Annotated in this window: 16 protein-coding genes; 7 read left to right on the top strand and 9 right to left on the bottom strand. The window is 63.0% G+C overall.

Annotation, left to right across the window (positions count from 1 at the left end; translation table 11 throughout):
• Positions 1-37: 37 nt before the first annotated feature.
• On the top strand, positions 38-1,069 hold the full coding sequence (gene tsaD, locus LPA36_RS09100) for a tRNA (adenosine(37)-N6)-threonylcarbamoyltransferase complex transferase subunit TsaD (RefSeq protein ID WP_228875828.1): 1,032 nt from the start codon (positions 38-40) through the stop codon (positions 1,067-1,069).
• Between the two features lie 87 nt (positions 1,070-1,156).
• Here the strand turns inward: tsaD and folE2 are convergent, their stop codons facing one another.
• From folE2 to LPA36_RS09080, 4 genes are all read right to left on the bottom strand, one after another.
• Complete coding sequence (gene folE2 / locus LPA36_RS09095; protein ID WP_228875827.1) at positions 1,157-1,966, bottom strand: GTP cyclohydrolase FolE2; 810 nt, start codon at positions 1,964-1,966, stop codon at positions 1,157-1,159.
• Between the two features lie 134 nt (positions 1,967-2,100).
• Positions 2,101-3,999 (bottom strand): 1-deoxy-D-xylulose-5-phosphate synthase, encoded by a 1,899-nt coding sequence (dxs, locus tag LPA36_RS09090; RefSeq protein ID WP_228875826.1) that lies wholly within the window; start codon positions 3,997-3,999, stop codon positions 2,101-2,103.
• 88 nt (positions 4,000-4,087) lie between these two features.
• Positions 4,088-4,969 carry a polyprenyl synthetase family protein gene (locus LPA36_RS09085; RefSeq protein WP_228875825.1) on the bottom strand — a complete coding sequence of 294 codons (882 nt, stop codon included), beginning with the start codon at positions 4,967-4,969 and terminating at the stop codon, positions 4,088-4,090.
• Entirely contained in the window at positions 4,966-5,274 is a 309-nt protein-coding gene (locus LPA36_RS09080) for an exodeoxyribonuclease VII small subunit (RefSeq protein ID WP_228875824.1), read from the bottom strand. The genes LPA36_RS09085 and LPA36_RS09080 overlap by 4 nt, the downstream gene beginning before the upstream one ends.
• A gap of 276 nt (positions 5,275-5,550) precedes the next feature.
• Between LPA36_RS09080 and LPA36_RS09075 the strand changes: the two genes are divergently transcribed.
• Together LPA36_RS09075 and LPA36_RS09070 are read left to right on the top strand one after the other, a co-directional pair.
• Complete coding sequence (locus LPA36_RS09075) at positions 5,551-6,657, top strand: aromatic ring-hydroxylating oxygenase subunit alpha (RefSeq protein WP_228875823.1); 1,107 nt, start codon at positions 5,551-5,553, stop codon at positions 6,655-6,657.
• Positions 6,658-6,781: 124 nt separating this feature from the next.
• Positions 6,782-7,651, top strand: a complete 870-nt coding sequence (locus LPA36_RS09070; protein WP_228875822.1) for a sulfurtransferase — start codon at positions 6,782-6,784, stop codon at positions 7,649-7,651.
• Positions 7,652-7,721: 70 nt separating this feature from the next.
• On the opposite strand, the gene LPA36_RS09065 is transcribed toward LPA36_RS09070, so the two are convergent.
• From LPA36_RS09065 to polA, 3 genes are all read right to left on the bottom strand, one after another.
• The gene (locus LPA36_RS09065) at positions 7,722-8,594 is read right to left on the bottom strand and encodes a dienelactone hydrolase family protein (RefSeq protein WP_228875821.1); all 873 of its coding nucleotides are present in this window, start codon (positions 8,592-8,594) and stop codon (positions 7,722-7,724) included.
• Positions 8,595-8,718: 124 nt separating this feature from the next.
• The gene (locus tag LPA36_RS09060) at positions 8,719-10,068 is read right to left on the bottom strand and encodes an NAD(P)/FAD-dependent oxidoreductase (protein WP_228875820.1); all 1,350 of its coding nucleotides are present in this window, start codon (positions 10,066-10,068) and stop codon (positions 8,719-8,721) included.
• A 185-nt stretch (positions 10,069-10,253) separates the two neighbouring features.
• Positions 10,254-13,037 carry a DNA polymerase I gene (gene polA / locus LPA36_RS09055; RefSeq protein ID WP_228875819.1) on the bottom strand — a complete coding sequence of 928 codons (2,784 nt, stop codon included), beginning with the start codon at positions 13,035-13,037 and terminating at the stop codon, positions 10,254-10,256.
• A 1-nt stretch (position 13,038) separates the two neighbouring features.
• Between polA and LPA36_RS09050 the strand changes: the two genes are divergently transcribed.
• Complete coding sequence (locus LPA36_RS09050) at positions 13,039-13,782, top strand: LOG family protein (protein ID WP_228875818.1); 744 nt, start codon at positions 13,039-13,041, stop codon at positions 13,780-13,782.
• Positions 13,783-13,838: 56 nt separating this feature from the next.
• On the opposite strand, the gene LPA36_RS09045 is transcribed toward LPA36_RS09050, so the two are convergent.
• A complete protein-coding gene (locus tag LPA36_RS09045) occupies positions 13,839-14,720 on the bottom strand; it encodes a transcriptional regulator GcvA (protein WP_228875817.1) in 882 nt (293 codons plus the stop codon).
• Positions 14,721-14,821: 101 nt separating this feature from the next.
• Here LPA36_RS09045 and LPA36_RS09040 point away from each other — a divergent pair, with 101 nt between their 5' ends.
• Together LPA36_RS09040 and LPA36_RS09035 are read left to right on the top strand one after the other, a co-directional pair.
• On the top strand, positions 14,822-15,385 hold the full coding sequence (locus tag LPA36_RS09040) for a chromate transporter (RefSeq protein ID WP_228876502.1): 564 nt from the start codon (positions 14,822-14,824) through the stop codon (positions 15,383-15,385).
• Positions 15,382-15,912, top strand: coding sequence for a chromate transporter (locus tag LPA36_RS09035; RefSeq protein WP_228875816.1), 531 nt, complete (start codon positions 15,382-15,384; stop codon positions 15,910-15,912). Before LPA36_RS09040 ends, LPA36_RS09035 begins: the two co-directional genes overlap by 4 nt.
• A 41-nt stretch (positions 15,913-15,953) precedes the next feature.
• On the opposite strand, the gene LPA36_RS09030 is transcribed toward LPA36_RS09035, so the two are convergent.
• Positions 15,954-17,480 (bottom strand): AMP nucleosidase, encoded by a 1,527-nt coding sequence (locus LPA36_RS09030; protein ID WP_228875815.1) that lies wholly within the window; start codon positions 17,478-17,480, stop codon positions 15,954-15,956.
• A gap of 185 nt (positions 17,481-17,665) precedes the next feature.
• On the opposite strand from LPA36_RS09030, the gene LPA36_RS09025 reads away from it, so the two are divergent.
• Positions 17,666-18,061, top strand: coding sequence for a hypothetical protein (locus LPA36_RS09025; protein WP_228875814.1), 396 nt, complete (start codon positions 17,666-17,668; stop codon positions 18,059-18,061).
• The last annotated feature ends 86 nt before the right edge of the window (positions 18,062-18,147 follow it).

Raw genomic sequence — 18,147 nt, 5'->3', positions numbered from 1 at the left:
GGACGCCTTCGCGGCGCCCGGCCACTCCCCCCGAATCATGCTCGTTCTCGGCATCGAAAGCTCCTGCGACGAAACTGGTCTCGCGCTCCACGACACAGAGCGCGGCCTCCTCGCGCACGCGCTGCATTCGCAGATCGCCATGCATCGCGAATACGGCGGCGTCGTGCCGGAACTGGCTTCGCGCGACCACATCCGTCGCGCGCTGCCGCTCCTCGAAGAGGTGCTCGAACGGGCCGGCACGGCGCGTACCGAAATCGATGCGATCGCCTATACCCAGGGGCCGGGGCTCGCCGGCGCGCTGCTGGTCGGCGCGAGCATCGCCAACGCGCTCGCGATGGCGTGGGATCGCCCGACGATCGGCATTCACCATCTCGAAGGGCATCTGCTCTCGCCGCTGCTGGTGGACGAACCGCCGCCGTTTCCGTTCGTCGCGCTGCTGGTGTCGGGCGGACATACGCAGTTGATGCGCGTGACTGACGTCGGCGAGTACGAAACGCTGGGCGAAACGCTCGACGACGCCGCGGGCGAAGCCTTCGATAAAACCGCAAAGCTGCTCGGCCTCGGCTATCCGGGCGGACCGGAAGTGTCGCGCATGGCCGAGTTCGGCACGCCGGGCGCGGTTTCGCTGCCGCGCCCGATGCTGCATTCCGGCGACCTCGACTTCAGTTTCAGCGGCCTGAAAACCGCGGTCCTGACGCACACGAAAAAGCTGGGCGGCGCCAACATCTGCGAGCAGGCCAAGGCGGACCTGGCGCGCGGTTTCGTCGATGCGGCCGTTGATGTGCTCGCGGCGAAATCGCTGGCGGCGCTCAGGCAGACGAAGCTCAAGCGGCTCGTCGTGGCAGGCGGCGTCGGCGCGAACCGGCAACTGCGCGAGGCGCTCTCGGCCGCCGCGAAAAAGCGCGGCTTCGAAGTGCACTATCCGGATCTTGCGCTCTGCACCGATAACGGCGCGATGATCGCGCTCGCGGGCGCGTTGCGTCTGCAGCGCTGGCCCGAACAGGCGGGCAAGGACTATGCGTTCACCGTGAAGCCGCGCTGGGATCTGGCGTCGCTGGCCCGTCAGTAACGCCGCCGCTCGCAACGCGCAGCACAAGCAAAAACGGCCGCATCAGCGGCCGTTCTGTCATTCAGCGCAGGCGCGATGCTTATCGACTTATCGCGCGGCGCGCTTGTCGTTCTCGATCAACGCATACGCGCTGTGATTGTGGATCGACTCGAAATTCTCGGCTTCGAGCACGTACGCGACGATCCGTGCATCCGCGTTCAGACGTTGCGCCACATCGCGCACCAGGTCTTCGACAAATTTTGGATTTTCGTAGGCCCGCTCGGTGACGAACTTCTCGTCGGGGCGCTTCAGCAAGCCCCACAGTTCGCACGATGCTTCTTCTTCCGCGATACGGATCAGGTCTTCCACCGGCACATCATCCGCGAGCTCGACGTTGATCGTCACGTGCGAGCGCTGGTTGTGTGCGCCGTACTGCGAGATCTTCTTCGAGCACGGGCACAGGCTCGTGACCGGCACCAGCACTTTCAGGAAGAGACGCGTCGCACCATTGCGCACCTCGCCCGTCAGCGTCACATCGTAATCGAGCAGGCTTTCGACACCCGACACCGGCGCGGTCTTGTTCACGAAGTAGGCAAACGACACCTCGATGCGGCCTGCTTCGGCTTCGAGTTTTTCCAGCATCGCTGCCAGCATCGCGCGGAACGCGGCCGTGTCGAGCGGTGCCCCGTTCTCTTCGAGCAGCGCGACGAAGCGGGACATGTGGGTGCCTTTGACTTCCGCCGGCAGATGAACGTCGAGGTTCCACGTGCCGATCGTCGGCTGGGCGTCGCCGCGCGACGTGCGCACGGTCAGCGGATAGCGCACTGCTTTCACGCCCACGCGCTGGATCGCGATCTGACGCGTATCGACAGTACTCTGCACGTCAGGCATCACGAAAGCGGGATTCATCTGATTCATATTCTTGTCCTCGCGGGTTGCACGCATCGATTCGCGCAACCGCATACGCCGGCAAGCCGCCGGCGCTGCGCGACGGGCCGCGTGGCCCGCCGGTTCGTCTGAAGGGAAATCGCCGTCTCAGGACGGCAGCCGTATCACGCGACGCGCTTGACCGATTTGCCGGCGGCGTGATCCAGGAAGCGCTCGCGGATCGACTTCGCGATGCCCGCGCCATCGAGACCACATTGCGACAGCAGTTTCGCCGGATCGCCGTGATCGATGAAACGGTCAGGCAGACCCAATTGTAGAACGGGCCTGATAACCCCGCTCTCAAGGAGGGCTTCCACGCAGGCCGAGCCCGCGCCGCCCATCACACAGCCTTCCTCGACCGTAACGATCGCATCGTGCGTTTCGGCGAGCTTGCGAACCAGTTCGGCGTCGAGCGGCTTCACGAAACGCATGTTCGCGACGGTGGCGTCGATCTCTTCGGCAGCCACGAGCGAAGGCGCGACCATCGTGCCGAACGCCAGAATTGCAATCCGCTTGCCGGCCGGCTGCGACGTCTCGCGACGGATCTCGCCCTTGCCGAGCGGAATCGCGGCCATCTGCCTGACGGTCGCCACGCCCGTGCCCGCGCCACGCGGATAACGCACGGCCGTCGGATTCGGCTGTTGCAGCGCCGTGTACAGCATCTGACGGGACTCGTTTTCGTCCGAAGGCGTCATCACCGTCATGTTCGGGATGCAGCGCATGAACGCGATATCGTATGCACCCGCATGCGTCGCGCCATCGGCGCCGACGAGGCCCGCGCGGTCGATCGCGAAGACCACCGGCAGGTTCTGCAGCGCGACGTCGTGGATCAGCTGGTCGTATGCGCGTTGCAGGAACGTCGAATAGATCGCGACGACCGGCTTCATGCCGTCCGCGGCCAGACCGCCCGCGAACGTCACCGCGTGCTGCTCGGCGATGCCGACGTCGAAATAGCGATCGGGGAAGCGCTTCTCGAACTCCACCATGCCGGAGCCTTCACGCATGGCCGGCGTGATGCCGACGACACGTGCGTCGAGCTCGGCCGCGTCGCACAGCCATTCGCCGAACACCTGCGTGTAGGTCTTTTTGGCGGGCGTGGCGGACGGCTTGATACCTTCGGCCGGATTGAACTTGCCCGGGCCGTGATACAGCACCGGATCCGCTTCGGCGAGCTTGTAGCCCTGGCCCTTCTTCGTCACGACGTGCAGGAATTGCGGGCCGCGCAGTTCCTTGATGTTCTGCAGCGTCGGGATCAGCGAATCGAGATCGTGACCGTCGATCGGACCGATGTAGTTGAAGCCGAATTCTTCGAAAAGCGTGGCCGGCACGATCATGCCCTTCGCGTGCTCTTCGAGCTTGCGGGCGAGATCGAGCATCGGCGGCGCAACGCGCAGAACACGCTCGACGCCCGCGCGCGCGGCGGCGTAGAAGCGGCCCGACATCAGACGCGCCAGATGGCGGTTCAGCGCGCCGACCGGCGGCGAAATCGACATGTCGTTGTCGTTCAGGATGACGAGAAGCGGCACGTCGTCTTCGACGCCCGCATTGTTCATCGCTTCGAACGCCATGCCGGCCGTCATCGCGCCGTCGCCGATCACGGCGATGCCCATGCGGTTGTCGCCCTGCAGCTTGCTCGCGATCGCCATGCCGAGCGCAGCCGAAATCGACGTGCTCGAGTGGGCCGTGCCGAACGTGTCGTATTCCGACTCGTCGCGCTTCGGGAAACCCGAGATGCCGCCTTGCTGACGCAGCGAATGCATCTGGTCGCGGCGCCCCGTCAGGATCTTGTGCGGATAGGTCTGATGACCGACGTCCCAGACGATGCGATCGCGCGGCGTGTCGAACACGTAATGCAGCGCGATGGTCAGTTCGACCGTCCCGAGATTGGACGACAGGTGGCCGCCCGTCTTCGAGACGCTGTCGAGCACGAAGGCACGCAGCTCGTCTGCGAGCGGTTGCAATTGGCGGCGATCGAGGCGGCGCAAGGCTGCCGGGTCGTCGATGGTTTTCAGCAAGTCGTACATCGTCGTTCCATTGTAGGAAAACTTACGCGCCCGCACTTCGTAACGCGCACCGGGAGTAAATCGTGCGCGGCGGCGGGCTTTCGCGTTTTTAACTCACCCGGTCAACGACCAGGTCAGCGAGCTCGGCCAGACGCTGCGCGCGCGCGCCGAATGGCGCGAGCGCGTTATGGGCGTCCGTGCGCAGCTGTGCGGCAAGCGCACGCGACGCGTCGAGCCCGATAATCGACACGTAGGTCGGCTTGCCGTCCTTCGCGTCCTTACCGGCGGTTTTACCGAGCGTGGCGGAATCGGTCGTCACATCGAGAATGTCATCGACGACCTGAAACGCCAGGCCCACAGCTGCTGCATATACATCCAGCGAGTTCATTGCATCCGCCGACGGCGTCGTGCCCGCCAGCGCGCCCATGCGTACCGAAGCGCGCAGCAGCGCGCCCGTCTTCATGCGGTGCATCGTTTCGAGCTGCGCACGCGTCAGCGTGTGGCCGACGCTCGCCAGATCGATCGCCTGGCCGCCGGCCATGCCGATCGAGCCGCTCGCGAGCGCCAGTTCGCGCACCAGCGCCGCCTGCTGAAGAGGGGCTACTACGGCGTCCGTCAGCGTGACGAAAGCCTGCGACTGGAGTGCGTCGCCGACGAGGAGTGCCGTCGGTTCGTCATACTGGACGTGTACCGTGGGCTTGCCGCGACGCAATGCATCGTCGTCCATGCACGGCATGTCGTCGTGCACGAGCGAATAGACGTGGATCATTTCGAGCGCGCACGCCGCCGCATCGAGGCATTCGGGACGCGCATCCGTCAGTTCGCCGGCCGCATGCACGAGCAGCGGACGCACCCGCTTGCCGCCGCCCAGCACGGCATAGCGCATCGCTTCGTGAAGCGTGGCGGGTTCGGTCGTTTGTGCCGGCAGGTAATGATCGAGTGCCGTCTCGACGCGATCGAGTACCGAGCGCATCCATTGTTCGAAAGTCATAGGTCGTCTCCGCTCTCCCCAGCGGCTGTGCCTGCGGCGTTCGTCGGCAGGGGCTTGAGCGTCTCGCCATCGAGAACGCGAACCTGCTGCTCGACCTTTTCCAGTTGTTGCTGGCAGAAGGCCACGAGTGCCGCGCCACGCCGGTAGGCGGACAGCGATTCCTCGAGGCTCAGACTGCCGCCTTCCATGCGACCGACAAGGCCTTCCAGTTCCGCCACCGCTGCCTCGTAGTTTTCAGGCAGCGGCACGCCGCTTGCGTCCTGCGCAGATGCTGCAGCGGTGTCGTTCGGTGCGGTCTTCGCCATGGGTCGTCGCAAAATTAAAACAAGTCGGACATTCTACGGCAAAAGCGCAAAACCCGACCTGATCGCCCCCGCACGTCAACCAGCCGACAGCTTGCACCCAATAGAAAAAAAGCGGTCGACTGCACGGCAAAATCGGCAGGTTTCGTAACAATTTTGACCCAAATCAGGCACTTAAGCGCCCCATGAAAGGGGAAACGGGTATAATTGCGGGCTCCCTAAATCGAATCTTCGATGGTTGGGTTGTTCACTGCTTTCACGTTTTCATCGGGAGTGGGAATGTCCAATCTGAGCAATGCATTGCAGCTGAAGTCTGTTCACAGCCAGTTGCCAGTCACGGCTTACTTTGACGAAGCGCTTCTTACGCGCGAAATCGACACCCTTTTCAGGAAAGGTCCTCGTTACATCGGCCACGATCTCATGGTGCCCGAAGCGGGGAATTATTTTGCCTTGCCCAGCGAGAGCGAGGGGCGCGTGCTCGTCCGTAACCAGCAGTCGCGGGTCGAACTGCTGTCGAACGTCTGCCGCCACCGCCAGGCGATCATGCTCAACGGCCGCGGCCAGGCGGAGAACATCGTCTGCCCCCTGCATCGCTGGACGTATGACCTGAACGGTCAACTCCTCGGCGCCCCCCATTTTGCTGACAATCCCTGCCTGAATCTCGGCGCCACGCCGCTACAGAACTGGCAGGGCCTGCTGTTCGAGTCGCAGGGGCGCGACGTCGCGAAAGATCTGGCGCGGCTCGGCACAAAACAGCATTTCGACTTTTCGGGCTTCATGTTCGACCACGTCGAAGTCCACGAGTGCAACTACAACTGGAAGACCTTCATCGAGGTCTATCTGGAGGATTACCACGTCGCGCCGTTCCATCCGGGTCTTGGCAGCTTCGTCTCGTGCGACGACCTGACGTGGGAATTCGGCGAGTGGTATAGCGTGCAGACGGTCGGCGTCCACAAGGATCTGGAGCAACCGGGCAGCCCGACGTACCGCAAGTGGCACGACGAGGTGCTGCGCTTCCGTAACGGCACGCCGCCGGAATTCGGCGCGATCTGGATGGTGTACTACCCGGGCATCATGATCGAGTGGTATCCGCACGTGCTGGTCGTGTCGTGGCTGATTCCGCGCGGTCCGCAGAAAACCACGAATGTCGTCGAGTTCTATTACCCTGAAGAAATCGCGCTCTTCGAACGTGAATTCGTTGAAGCCGAGCGCGCCGCCTATATGGAAACGGCCCGCGAAGACGATGAAATCGCCGAACGCATGGACGCCGGGCGTCGTGCGCTGATGGAACGCGGAGAATCGCAGGTCGGCCCGTATCAGAGCCCGATGGAAGATGGCATGCAGCACTTCCACGAATTCGTGCGCCGCGAACTCGGCGCGATATGACGAACGGCCGGCCTTCGGGCTACGCTACGCGAATCGACGGAAAGACGGGCTTCGGCCCGTCTTTTTTTGTTTAGACTAGAAACGTCAGCCGGCCGCGCCGGAATCGCCAGTCTCAGGAGCTGTCATGCCCCACACTCACTACACCACGCTCATATCCGCCACGAATCTTGCGGAACGGCTAGCCGCCGCGCCGGACAGCGTGCTGGTCTTCGATTGCCGCTTCGATCTCGCCGATACGGCCGCGGGCGAAACGGCCTATGCCGAAGGACACATCCCCGGCGCGCAGTATCTGCATCTCGATCGCGACCTGTCCGGGCCAAAGACGGGCACCAACGGACGCCATCCACTACCGGATCGCGCGAAGCTCGTCGAAACATTCGCCGCGCACGGACTCACGAACGGCAAGCAGGTCGTCGCATACGACGCTCAGGGCGGGATGTACGCCGCGCGTCTGTGGTGGCTGCTGCGCTGGGTCGGGCACGATTCGGTCGCGGTACTCGACGGCGGCCTCGAGGCCTGGCAGGCGGCGGGTCAACCGCTGACGAAGGATGTGCCGGCAACAACGAAGGGTAATTTCACGGCCGGCGCGCCGCTGGCGGTGACGACCGACGCGCAGGCGATCCAGCGCAACCTGATTTCGCGTGAACTGATGGTGGTCGACGCCCGTGCGCCCGACCGGTATCGCGGCGAAAACGAAACGATCGACCCTGTCGGCGGCCACATTCCCGGCGCGCTGAACCGCTTCTTCAAGGACAACCTCACGGCCGACGGCCGCTTCAAGCCGGCGCATTCACTGCGCGAGGAGTTCGGCGCGCTGCTGCCCGCGACGGCACCCGACCGTGTCGTACTGCAATGCGGCTCGGGTGTGACGGCCTGTCACAACCTGCTGGCGATGGAAATTGCCGGTTTGCACGGCGCATCGCTGTATGGCGGTTCGTGGAGCGAGTGGGTCGCCGATCCGTCGCGGCCCGTGGCAACGGGCGCGAATCCTTAACCAAAGCGTGAAGCGCGATTGCTCCGGAGCAATCGCGCTTTTTCGCGGATTGTTGCCGTACGGCGGCCTGTCAGGCGACGCCGTGCTGCCTGAACCAGGCTAATGCACGGCGCCAGCCATCTTCCGCATCAGCCTTGCGATAGCTCGGCCGGTAGTCCGCAAAAAACGCGTGCCCCGCATCGTCATAGACCACGATCTGCGATCCGCGCGCCGACTCGGGCCCCTGGGCAATCGCCGCTTTCATCTTGTCGAGCGTGTCCTGCGGAATGCTCGTGTCCTGCAGCCCGAAGAGCCCCAGCACCGGTACGCGCAGGTCGCCGACGCGATCGAGCGGATTCGTCGGCTGCGCGGCATTCGGTGTGCCAACCACGCGTCCGTACCACACGACCGCCGCCTTCAGACGCGGATTGTGTTCCGCATAGAGCCACGCAATCCGGCCACCCCAGCAGAAGCCGTTGATGCCAACGCGCTTAAGGTCGCCACCGTGTTCACCCGCCCATGCGACGGTTGCGTCGAGATCGCTCATGACCTGCTCGTCCGGCACCTTGCTCGCGATGTTCTCGCTGATCTGCTGGATCGACGTGTACGCCGTCGGGTCGCCTTCCCGTTCGTACAGGTTGGGCGCGATCGCAAGGTAGCCGGCCTTGGCAAAGCGGCGACAGACGTCGGCGATATGCTCGTGCACGCCGAAAATCTCATGGATCACAATGATCACCGGCAGATGCGTCTTGCCCTTCGGCTGCGCGCGATACGCCGGTACGATCGTGCCGCCCGAACGCACTGCAATTTCACCGGCTTCGAGCCCTTCGTCACCGGTATGGATGGTTTGCGCGGAGACCGGCATGACAGCGGCAGCGAAACCGGTACCGAGTGCGGCTTTGATGAAGGTGCGGCGATCGAAGGGGACGTGAGGCACCAGACTGTCGACATCGGGCTTCAGCATGCGAGCTCCTTTCGGATGAACGGCAATGGAACGGCAAGTGAACAGCGAGGGAAAGGCGACAGGATACAACTGTCGCCCACCTTGCTGCAGAAGCCGCCGAACCATTCGTGGAACCCGTCAGACCTCAGTGAAGCTTGACGCGGGGCAGCGTCGAGCGGCGCAGCCAGTGCGCGAACGTGTCGAGCACCATGCGCGGATAGCCGTGCAGCGCGGCAATATGCAGACGATAGAGCGACATGTACATGAAGCGCGCGAAAAGCCCTTCGATCAGCATGTTGCCGCCGATCACCCCCCCCATCAGGTTGCCGACCGCGCTGAAATGTCCGAGCGACACCAGCGAGCCGAAATCGCGATAGGTGAACTCCGGCAACGGGCGATTCTCGAGGCGCGCGGCAAACGACTTCATCAGAAAGCTCGCCTGCTGGTGCGCCGCCTGCGCGCGCGGCGGCACGTTGCGCTCGTTGCCCGGCCACGCGCATGCCGCGCAATCGCCGAGTGCGAAAATGTTGTCGTCGGTTTCCGTTTGCAGCGTGCGACGCACGGCGAGCTGACCCAGCCGGTTCACCGGCAGGCCATCCAGTTCGCCGAGGATGGGCGGCGCCTTGATGCCGGCGGCCCATACGGTCAGATCGGCGCGAATCGTCTTGCCGCTCGCCGTTCGCACGATACCGGGAGCCACTTCAGCAACCGTCTCGCCGATCATGACTTTTACGCCCAGCCGCGTGAGCAGTTCCGCCGTGGCCGTCGAAACACGTTCCTGCAATGCGGGCAGAATCCGTGGGCCCGCCTCGATCAGGACGATACCGACGTCATGACGCGGATCGAGCTTGTGCAGGCCATACGCCGACAACACCTGCGCCGTATTGCGCAGTTCCGCCGACAATTCCACGCCCGTCGCGCCGCCACCGACAATTGCCACCTGAATGCGCGGCTCCGTGGAAGGCGAAGTGCCCGGCCCGGATTCCACGCGTTCATGCACCTGATGCTCAGCGCGCATGCAAGCCGCAATGAGACGCTTGCGAAAGCGCTCCGCCTGGCCCACGGTATCGAGCGCAAGCGAATATTCGGGCGCACCCGTCACGCCGAAGAACGCCGTCGTGCTGCCAATCGCGATGATCAGCGTGTCGTATTCCAGGTCGCGCGGGGGAAGGAGTTCGGCGCCATCGTCGTCAAGGACGGCCGAGAGCGTGATGCGTTTCGCCGCACGGTCGATGCCGGCCAGCTCGCCCTGCTGGAACTCGAAGCCATGCCAGCGCGCCTGCGCGGCGTATTCGAGTTCCTGCGTGAACGGATCCATGCTGCCCGCCGCCACTTCATGCAGCAGCGGCTTCCAGATATGCGTGGGATAGCGATCGACCAGCGTCACCTGCGCCTTCGCCGGGTGCCGGCTGCTGGGCGATGCATAGCGGTCACCCAGACGTGTCGCCAGTTCGAGGCCACCTGCGCCGCCGCCAACGATAATGAAACGATGCATCGAGACTCTCCGTGCTAACCGGGGGTTGTGCGTCGCGAACGGCGCATGTTGCGATCAACATGCCGTCCATTACCGATTGTCTGCGAGCAATGCGCTTTGTCACAAGCCATCAAAACGCATGTGTGACATGCGCACGACGATATCGTCGTGCGCAAACGCCAAAGCGTGTTAAGGCGAGCGAATGATCAGTGCGCTTCTTCCCAGTTCGCGCCAGCGCCTACCTCGGCGACGAGTGGCACCTTCAGCTCGGCCACGCCGCACATGAGTTCGGGCAAGCGCTTGCGCACTTCAGAGAGTTCGCTGTCCGGTACTTCGAGGATCAGTTCATCGTGAACCTGCATGATCATGCGCGTACCGATCTTCGACTGCTCGATCCAGTCCTGCACGGCGATCATCGAAAGTTTGATGAGATCCGCTGCGGTGCCCTGCATCGGCGCGTTAATCGCCGCACGCTCGGCAGCCTGACGGCGCGGGCCGTTGCCCCCGTTGATCTCCGGCAGCCAGAGACGACGCCCGAACACCGTTTCGACATAACCCTTCGACTTTGCGCTTAAACGCGTTTCGTCCATATAGCGCGCGACGCCCGGATAACGCTGGAAATAGCGGTCGATATACAGCTTCGCGGCGTCGCGTGTGATGCCGAGGTTCGACGCGAGGCCGAACGAACTCATCCCATAGATCAGACCGAAGTTGATCACCTTCGCAATGCGGCGCTGGTCGTTCGAGACTTCGATCGGCGTCACCGTGAACACTTCGGCCGCGGTCGCCCGGTGGATGTCCTCGCCCTGCGCGAACGCGCGCAGCAACGATTCGTCGCCGGAGATGTGCGCCATGATGCGCAACTCGATCTGTGAATAGTCGGCTGACACGAGCTTGTGTCCCGGCTTCGCGATAAACGCTTCACGAATACGACGGCCTTCGACTGTGCGAACCGGAATGTTCTGCAGATTCGGATCGTTCGACGCGAGCCGCCCCGTGACAGCCACGGCCTGCGCATAGTTCGTATGCACACGCCCCGTCTGCGCGTTCACCATGCGCGGCAGCTTGTCGGTGTACGTCGATTTCAGCTTCGACAGCCCGCGATGTTCGAGCAGGATCTTCGGCAACGGATAGTCTTCAGCGAGCTTCTGCAGCACTTCTTCGTCCGTAGAAGGTGCCCCGCTCGGCGTTTTCTTCACGACCGGCAATTCCAGCTTCTCAAAGAAGATCTGGCCGATCTGCTTCGGCGAGCCCAGATTGAATTCACCCCCAGCGAGCACATATGCTTCCGTTTCGAGCTCGATGAGACGCGTCGCGATCTGGCCGCTCTGCACGCGCAGCTTTTCCGCGTCGATCAGCACGCCCGTGCGTTCCATCTTGCGTAAAACACGGGAGGTGGGCAGTTCGATCGCGCGATACACGTGGTCGAGATCTTTCTCTGCGGCGACCTGCGGATACAGTGCCTGGTGAAGACGCAGCGTGATATCCGCGTCTTCGGCGGCATATTCGGCGGCCTTGTCGAGCGCGACTTCATCGAAACCGATCTGGCTCGCGCCCTTGCCGGCTACTTCTTCGTACTTGATCGTCTTCAGACCGAGATGGCGCAGCGCCAGGTTGTCCATGTCGTGCGGACGATGCGATTCCAGCACATACGACTGCAGCAACGTGTCGTGCTCGATGCCGTTCATCTCGATGCCATAGTTCGCGAGCACCTGCTCGTCGTACTTCAGATGCTGGCCGACCTTCTTTTTGTCGGCGCTTTCGAGCCACGGCTTGAGTTTCGCGAGCACTTCGTCGCGCGGCAGCTGCACGGGCGCATCCGGCCCGCGATGTGCGACTGGAATATAGGCGGCCTTGCCGGGTTCGACCGACACCGACAACCCGACGAGTTGCGCCGTCATCGGATCGAGTGACGTGGTTTCGGTGTCGAACGCGGTGAGGTCAGCGGCGTCGATCTTTGCGAGCCACGCGTCGAACTGTTCCCACGTCTGCACCGTGTCGTATTCGCGCTCGCCCGGTGCCTCGATGGTGGGCGCGGGCGGCACGTCGGTCTCGGGACCTTCCACCGCGTCGGCAATTTCCACTTCGCGCAGCCATGTCTTGAAGCCGTGACGCGTGAACACGTCGCGCAGTTCCTCGCGCGATTCCGGGCGCGACGGCAACGTTTCGGCGATCGACACCAGATGCTCCGCCAGATCGCAGTTCGTATCCACCGTGACGAGCTTTCTCGCCATCGGCAGAAAATCGAGCGCCCGACGCAGATTGTCTCCTACCGCACCTTTGATTTCGTCCGCATGTGCGACGATGCCATCGAGCGTTTCGTATTGCGTGAGCCATTTGATGGCTGTTTTCGGGCCGCACTTCTCGACGCCAGGCACGTTGTCGACGGTATCGCCGATCAACGACAGATAATCGACGATCCGCTCCGGCGGCACGCCGAACTTCGCGAGCACGCCCGCGCGGTCGAGCGTCTCGTTCGTCATCGTGTTGATGAGGGTGACATGATCCGTTACGAGTTGCGCCAGGTCTTTATCGCCCGTCGAGACGATCACGTTCATGCCGTGTTTTTCAGCGGCACAGCAGAGCGTGCCGATCACGTCGTCGGCTTCGACGCCTTCGATCATCAACAGCGGCCAGCCCAGCGCGCGCACCGCGACATGAATCGGCTCGATCTGCTTCGACAGGTCGTCGGGCATCGAAGGACGATTCGCCTTGTAGTCCGGATACCAGTCGTCGCGAAACGTTTTGCCCTTGGCATCGAACACGCACGCGCTATACTCTGCCGTAACTTCCTTGCGCATGCGGCGAAGCATATTGATCATGCCGTACAGCGCACCCGTAGGTCCGCCGTCAGGGCCACGCAGATCAGGCATCGCATGGTAGGCTCGGTACAGATAACTCGAACCGTCTACCAGTAGCAGGGTCTTACCTTCCAGCCCAGTTACCAGCCTGGTATTCCGATCAGTTTCAAGGACTCGTTCTTCGGGCATTATGAACAAAAGAAAAGTGATTCCGAGTCTGCGATCGCTCGCAGATCAAGAGCGCGCGACAGCCAAGAAGGCCCGCGCATCGTGGCAGATGTTCACGATTATGGCAGAGTTTATCGAGGCGACCGAGTACCTCTCGGAGATCCGCCCGGCTGTCAGCATCTATGGTTCAGCGCGCCTGAAACCGAACTCGCCCTACTACAAACTCGCCACGCAGATCGCGCGAAAACTGTCCGATGCGGGCTTCGCCGTGATCTCCGGCGGTGGCCCCGGCATCATGGAAGCGGCCAATAAAGGCGCGCATGCGGGCAAGGCGCCTTCGGTCGGCCTGAACATCGAGTTGCCGCACGAGCAATCGGGCAACCAGTGGCAGGACATCTCGCTGCGCTTCCGTCACTTCTTCACGCGCAAGGTCACGTTCGTGAAGAACTCGGACGCGGTGATCGTGATGCCGGGCGGGTTCGGCACGCTGGACGAACTGGCCGAAGTGCTCACGCTGATCCAGACGAAGAAGTCGCGTCACGTGCCGATCATTCTCGTCGGCGGCGAGTTCTGGAAAGGCCTGCTTGCCTGGTTCAAGGACTCGCTCGTGCCGATGGGCCTCATCAATCCCGACGACATGAACCTGATGCAGGTGATCGACGAACCTGAACAGGTGCTCGAAGCCGTGCTCGCGTTCTATGAAGATCGCGACGAGGGCGAACAGCCGCCAGCGAAGTCGGACGAAGACCGCATGTTCTATCTGTGACGTCGACGGGCGGCCACGCGCCGCCCGCCTCGTTACTGCGTTGCCTGAACCGCGAGTCACACAGGTCCGGCCTGCGATTCGAGCCAGCGGCAGAACTGCGCGACGAGCGGCACTTCTGCCACCTCGCGCCGCGCGACCCACCAGTAACCGCGCGCATCGATGCGCGGGCCGTCGAACGGTAATACGAGGCGGCCTGACGCCAGCTCCTCCGACAACAACTGCAACGGCCCAAGCGCGACGCCAAGACCATCCACCGCAGCCTGCAATGCCAGATAGAAGTGATCGAACGACTGCTTCTTGCGGCACTTCGCCTTGACACCCGCGGCGGCGAGCCAGTTGCGCCATGCGTCAGGCCGCGTATCCGAATGCAGCAGCACATGCTTCGCGAGATCGTCGGCGACATTGATTGGTGAGCGTTGCAGCAATGCCGGACTGCACACCGGCGCTTCCGTCTCGTCCAGAAAGTGGCCGCTTGCGCAGTTAGCCCAGTGCGCCGGTCCGCGTCGCACGGCGACATCGAAGTTCTCCAGCGTTTCAATGGGCGCATTCGACGTCGCGAGACGCAACTCCACGTTCGGCGCCATACGCTGAAACTGGTTCAGGCGGGGCAACAGCCACTTCATCGCGAACGTCGGTAGCGCGTTGACGCGCAGCACATGCACGACGCCCGTATCGCGAAGCTGCCCGGTCGCGATTGCAATGCTGTCGAACGCGGCCTGCACGGTGGCAAGGTAACGGCGTCCGTCTTCAGTGAGTCGAACGCGCTTGCCGTTGCGATGAAATACCTGCACGCCGACCCACGCCTCGAACGCAGCGACCTGACGGCTTATTGCACCGTGCGTCACATGCAGTTCGTCTGCGGCGGCGGTAAAGGTTTCATGCCGCGCGGCAGCTTCAAATGCACGAAGCGCAGAAAAAGGAGGAAGTTCACGGGCCATGCTTGTGATTCTAGGTCACAAGGGGACGCCCGAAAAATCGTTTTGCGCCACGGATGAAGCGCGATAACCTCGACAGCTTCAGACCTCACCCGCAACTGCACATGAATCACGACACCGCCGTCACCCGCCCCGCGCCGGCGCCAGGCCTCGTCGCCCTGTTCCTCGGCTTTCTCAACCTCGGATTCGTTTCGTTTGGCGGCGCGCTGCCGCACGCGCGACGCATCGTCGTCGAACAGCGGCACTGGCTCACGGCCGCCGAATTCACCGACTTGCTGGGCCTCTGCCAGTTTCTGCCGGGCGGAAATGTCATTAACCTTTCAGTCGCGATCGGTATGCGATATCAGGGTCTGTCAGGCGCGCTGGCCGCCCTGCTCGGCCTGATCGCGGTGCCTTCGTTCGTGGTGATCGCACTCGGCGTGCTGTACGAACACACGCAGAACGACCCGCACGTGAAGCATCTTTTCGCGGGACTCGCCGCTGCTGCTGCCGGGCTTCTCGTCGCGATGGCGCTCAAAATCCTGCTGCCGCTGCGACACAATCCGGCTGCGGCGACGATCGCTGCGCTTGGCTTCATCGCGATTGCGATCATGCGATTTCCACTGCTACCCACGATGCTCGCGCTCACGGCGTTGAGCATCGCTGTCGCCGTGAGGGCCACACGATGACCGATACCCTCATCTCACTCGCCGTCATTTTCGGGCAGCTTTCGCTGCTTGCGTTCGGCGGCGGCAATACGATTCTTCCCGAGATGCAGCGACAGGTCGTCGACGTGCATCACTGGATGCCGGCCAGCGAATTCAGTGCACTGTTCGCGCTCGCGCAGGCCGCGCCGGGCCCGAACCTGATGGTGGTGACGCTCGTCGGCTGGCACGTTGCCGGATGGGCGGGCATGCTGGTCGCGTCGATTGCGAAGTTCGGGCCGTCTTCGATCGTGACGATCCTGGCGTTGCAGGCGTGGGAGCGCTTCAGGGACCGCCCGTGGCGCGCGATCGTGCAAAAGGCGCTGGTGCCTGTGACCGCAGGCATCGTCGCGGCGAGTGCCGTGCTGATCGCGCAGGCGTCGGATACGTCGTGGATCGCGTGGGCAACGACTGGCGCGTGCGCCGTGCTCGCGTGGCGCACACGCATCCATCCGTTGTGGTTGCTGGCGGCCGGCAGCCTGATCGGGCTGGCAGGCTTCGGCCAGTTCTAGACCGCATGTATTCCGCGCAGGAAACTGCGCAGAATACTGCGTTACTGGAACGCGACCTCGGCGAAGCTGCGCAGTTTGCGACTGTGCAGTCGATGCAGACCGTTCGTGCGCAGAATCTCCATCGCCTTCACGCCGATCTGCAGATGCTGGTCGACCTGTCCGCGATAGAACTGGTCCGCCATGCCGGGCAATTTCAGTTCGCCGTGCAGCGGCTTGTCAGATACGCACAGCAACGTGCCATACGGCACGCGAAACCGGAAGCCATTCGCCGCGATCGTCGCGCTTTCCATATCGAGTGCAATTGCGCGGCTTTGCGACAGGCGCAGCACCGGTTCACGGTGATCGCGCAGTTCCCAGTTACGGTTGTCGACGCTCGCCACCGTACCCGTGCGCATCACGCGCTTGAGTTCGATGCCTTCGAGCTTCGTGACTTCGGCAACCGCACGTTCGAGCGCGACCTGCACTTCGGCGAGCGCGGGAATCGGCACCCAGAGCGGCAGATCGTCGTCGAGTACGTGATCTTCGCGCACATAGCCGTGCGCCAGCACGTAGTCGCCAAGCCGCTGCGTGTTGCGCAGACCGGCGCAGTGGCCGAGCATGATCCATGCATGCGGACGCAGCACGGCGATATGATCGGTAATCGTCTTCGCGTTCGAAGGCCCGACGCCGATGTTGATCATCGTGATGCCGCTGCCGTCGGCACGCTTCAGGTGGTACGCGGGCATCTGCGGCAGACGCGGTGGCGCATTGCCCTCGTCCTGCTGCTCGCCGATATTCGCGTTGTACGTGACCACGTCGCCCGGCTCGACAAACGACGTGTACTCGCTGCGATACGCGCGCAGGTCTTCGTCGTCGGTGGCGGCCATCATCGTGCGGCCGAGCTTCACGAACTCGTCGATATAGAACTGATAGTTCGTGTACAGCACGTAATTCTGCACGTGCGTGGGCGAAGTCGCGGTGTAATGCTTCAGGCGATGCAGCGAGAAATCGACGCGCGCCGCCGTGAAGAGCGCAAGCGGATGCGGCTCGCCCGGCGGCGGCTCATAGGTGCCGTTCACGATGCGATCGTCGAGCAGCGCGAGATCGGGTGTGTCGAATACATCGCGCATCGCGAGCAGCCGGTCGCGATCGAGGTCGCCTTCCAGATGAATGCCTTCGGCAAACGCGAAGTGAATCGGAATGGGATGCTGCGATACGCCGACTTCGATTGCGACATGATGGTTCTTCGTCAGCAGGCGAAGCTGTTCGCGATAGTAGTTGCCGAACAGATCCGGGCGTGTAACGGTCGTTTCAAAGCTGCCCGGGCCGGCTACAAAACCGTAAGAGCGGCGCGAATCGATGTGTGTATTGACCTCGGTGCGGATGCGCACGAACGGATAGCACGCACGCGCGCGACGCTCGAACGGCTCGTTGCGGCGATAGCGCGCGAACGCGTCGCGCAGGAACGATGTGTTGGCTTCGTAAATGGCAGACAGGCGCGTAACCGCTTCGGTGGCGTCTTCGAATGACTCGGTCGGGAAGTCGCTGGCGGGCGTCTGCACGGTGCGCGGGTTCGTGTCGTTGTTCATGTTCATCGCCTCATTTGATGAGACGACATTACCACGGAAATTACGCGTCCAGATGTGGCAACCCGCACGTGGCAAGGGTGTTGAAAAACCCGGCGGCGGTCGCGAAAGCAGCGCAAAATAAGGCGGTCACGCCCTTCTGGCAGGCCGGATTTGCTAGAATCGGGGTACCTACCCGGAGAATTACCATGAAGCCGCTCCTTCCCGTCGCCGTTGCGCTGACGCTCGCCTTTAGCGGCGTCGCGATGGCCGCGCAGCCTGCCGTCGACGCCCAGGCTGCCGCCGAGGCCCACGCCGCCAACGAACGGGCCGGTTTGCCGGATCTGGAGGCAATCAACCGTCCAGCCGCAGAAGTCAGTTCCAAGGTGGACATCAACCAGCCGCGCACGCCGAGCTACTACGAACGCAGTGGCAACGGCACCGAAATCACCGAATACCGCGACAAAGGCAAGCCGGTCGAAATCGACGTGCATTCGAACTTCGGCACGCGCTATCAGATGAGCGCACCGCTCGACACGTCGCCGCAGGTGCGTGACAACGGTCGCGCCAGCACGCGGCTGCCGTCGGTCAACCTGCATTATTGATCGTGCTGCGGCGGCGCGTGTGCGCTGCCTGCATGCCTCGATGGCGCGCGTGATGTACGTCGTGCGCGCCGGCTTCCGGATCCGTC

Source organism: Paraburkholderia saeva, assembly GCF_907164555.1.
Taxonomy (GTDB): domain Bacteria; phylum Pseudomonadota; class Gammaproteobacteria; order Burkholderiales; family Burkholderiaceae; genus Paraburkholderia; species Paraburkholderia saeva.
Note: the sequence above shows the minus strand (reverse complement) of the source record. Positions and strands in the feature narration are given on the sequence as shown.

Bases quoted from the DNA above. Each gene is read 5' to 3' on its own strand.
- folE2 (WP_228875827.1), bottom strand. From the start codon at position 1,966: ATGAATCAGATGAATCCCGCTTTCGTGATGCCTGACGTGCAGAGTACT.
- LPA36_RS09070 (WP_228875822.1), top strand. From the start codon at position 6,782: ATGCCCCACACTCACTACACCACGCTCATATCCGCCACGAATCTTGCG.
- LPA36_RS09045 (WP_228875817.1), bottom strand. From the start codon at position 14,720: ATGGCCCGTGAACTTCCTCCTTTTTCTGCGCTTCGTGCATTTGAAGCT.
- LPA36_RS09050 (WP_228875818.1), top strand. From the start codon at position 13,039: ATGAACAAAAGAAAAGTGATTCCGAGTCTGCGATCGCTCGCAGATCAA.
- LPA36_RS09030 (WP_228875815.1), bottom strand. From the start codon at position 17,480: ATGAACAACGACACGAACCCGCGCACCGTGCAGACGCCCGCCAGCGAC.
- LPA36_RS09075 (WP_228875823.1), top strand. From the start codon at position 5,551: ATGTCCAATCTGAGCAATGCATTGCAGCTGAAGTCTGTTCACAGCCAG.
- LPA36_RS09080 (WP_228875824.1), bottom strand. From the start codon at position 5,274: ATGGCGAAGACCGCACCGAACGACACCGCTGCAGCATCTGCGCAGGAC.
- LPA36_RS09065 (WP_228875821.1), bottom strand. From the start codon at position 8,594: ATGCTGAAGCCCGATGTCGACAGTCTGGTGCCTCACGTCCCCTTCGAT.
- polA (WP_228875819.1), bottom strand. From the start codon at position 13,037: ATGCCCGAAGAACGAGTCCTTGAAACTGATCGGAATACCAGGCTGGTA.
- LPA36_RS09085 (WP_228875825.1), bottom strand. From the start codon at position 4,969: ATGACTTTCGAACAATGGATGCGCTCGGTACTCGATCGCGTCGAGACG.
- dxs (WP_228875826.1), bottom strand. From the start codon at position 3,999: ATGTACGACTTGCTGAAAACCATCGACGACCCGGCAGCCTTGCGCCGC.
- tsaD (WP_228875828.1), top strand. From the start codon at position 38: ATGCTCGTTCTCGGCATCGAAAGCTCCTGCGACGAAACTGGTCTCGCG.
- LPA36_RS09060 (WP_228875820.1), bottom strand. From the start codon at position 10,068: ATGCATCGTTTCATTATCGTTGGCGGCGGCGCAGGTGGCCTCGAACTG.
- LPA36_RS09025 (WP_228875814.1), top strand. From the start codon at position 17,666: ATGAAGCCGCTCCTTCCCGTCGCCGTTGCGCTGACGCTCGCCTTTAGC.
- LPA36_RS09035 (WP_228875816.1), top strand. From the start codon at position 15,382: ATGACCGATACCCTCATCTCACTCGCCGTCATTTTCGGGCAGCTTTCG.
- LPA36_RS09040 (WP_228876502.1), top strand. From the start codon at position 14,822: ATGAATCACGACACCGCCGTCACCCGCCCCGCGCCGGCGCCAGGCCTC.